The organism is Erwinia sp. V71, from assembly GCF_965644245.1.
Lineage (GTDB): Bacteria > Pseudomonadota > Gammaproteobacteria > Enterobacterales > Enterobacteriaceae > Erwinia.
Window position 1 is genome coordinate 1 of sequence record NZ_CBFFRK010000230.1, and the last position, 1687, is coordinate 1687.

The 1687-nt window shown below is 41.5% G+C and carries 1 protein-coding gene and 1 pseudogene; one reads left to right on the forward strand and one right to left on the reverse strand.

Going from position 1 to position 1687, the window contains the following annotated elements:
- Positions 1-73: 73 nt before the first annotated feature.
- Positions 74-352: pseudogene (locus ACSZO1_RS22310) on the forward strand (IS3 family transposase); the annotation flags it as partial.
- Between the two features lie 639 nt (positions 353-991).
- Here ACSZO1_RS22310 and ACSZO1_RS22315 read toward each other — a convergent pair.
- Positions 992-1171: a hypothetical protein gene (locus ACSZO1_RS22315; protein ID WP_437616559.1), complete on the reverse strand. Its 180-nt coding sequence runs from the start codon at positions 1169-1171 to the stop codon at positions 992-994.
- Positions 1172-1687: the final 516 nt, after the last annotated feature.

Genomic DNA, 1687 nt, shown 5'->3' on the forward strand with positions numbered 1-1687 from the left:
CGGCTGATCGAAGAGATGCGAAACTGTGATCGAACTTCGATGCCAATCCGTGATCGTTCAGAGCGGAATACGCACACATGAGTGGCAGTCGTTCCTGAAATCACACGGCCTGGAGGGGAGCATGAGCCGTCGCGGTAACTGTCACGATAATGCGGTTGCAGAAAGCTTTTTCCAGTTGCTGAAACGCGAACGGATAAAGAAAAAGATCTACGGAACGCGGGAAGAAGCCCGCAGCGATATTTTTGATTACATCGAAATGTTTTATAACAGTAAGCGTCGGCATGGTTCGAGCAATCAGATGTCACCGATAGAATATGAAAACCAGTATTATCAACGGCTCGGAAGTGTCTAGATTATCCGTGGCGATTCACAGAATAAGAAAAATAAGCGTATTCCCAACCCACTAAAAGAAAAGGTAAGATCCTTTCTATAGCTACATTTTTTATTAAAAAAATTTATCTAAATACCTTTCATTGAGAACAATAAAAAAAGCCCGCTCGCTTGCGGGCTAACAAACCTCAAACAACTCAGCAAGTTCAAGGGTGGTAACTGACACCATCGGCTTGGTGTCTACATAAGAATAGTTAATCATTGTTGATTTTGTCAAATTTAGCCATTTAAAATCATCTCAATACTTTGAGGAAGCAATTAGGTGCAAAGCCCTATTGAACTTATGGGTAATCTTTTATGGGAGATACCTATCCCACTCATCTAGCCATCCAGTGATTATCTGGTGTTTGTCCGCAGCTCCAAACTGCATATAAGAATAACCATCCTGTAGTCTGAGATATTCTTGAAAAAGCATACTCTTTCCTGGCTGATCTTCTTTCCGATCAGGCCAGTTAAAGTAAATTGCCTGTACTTCACGTTTAGTATCAGCTATCCGGCTAGCCATCCCTACCCCTTTAAATCACATTTTCTGTATACTTTACAGTCAGCTCCATGACATGACAACACAGAGAATGTGAATCAGATTTTAGCCAGCGGCTAACTATTGCTTTTTATGTTCCCTATCTCCTAGCATCGACTCAATGAAAGCACGCTGCTTTTCAGATAATTTCCAACCATCAAGTTGATCACGCTTACAAACTCCTTGCTTCTTCGCTATCTCATCACCATCCAAATTACGCCTATCCAAAACAGCGCCGAAATGCCGAATACCATAAACCACGCTACCCTCTTGCTCATCGCATCAGCCAACCAATCGTTTTTATAGATTAAAACTATACCATTGATCAGTTTTAACGATCAATATTTGAGCTTAATCCTAGAGACAGGGCATTTTATGTCGATAAGCAGTACTAAGGTTTAGGATTGAGATCTTTAATCTTTAATATCGATTGAATGGATTCATTAAATGATGTAGCGGTCTTATCCTAGCAGGTCTAGATTGAGGTCATACAAGAGAAAAGGTGTGCATACAAGGTGTGGCGAAGTTTGTAACTACAACTGTGATACAGAGTGTGCACACAACTCGACAGGTGTAACATAACATCTTGTATTAATTGAATTTATTTTGTCGTGCTTGCGCCTTCCCAGGCGTCATGGATAATGGTCAATTCGGTCCTGAATCCGCGCCAGACGGAAATCGCAAGTTCAATAAAAACAGCGTGTTAGGGAAGGTGCGATTTAATCGGTGGGGTTCAGTGGAGTCCTTAGCTGTATTAGCCTTACCTTAGCTGAGCTG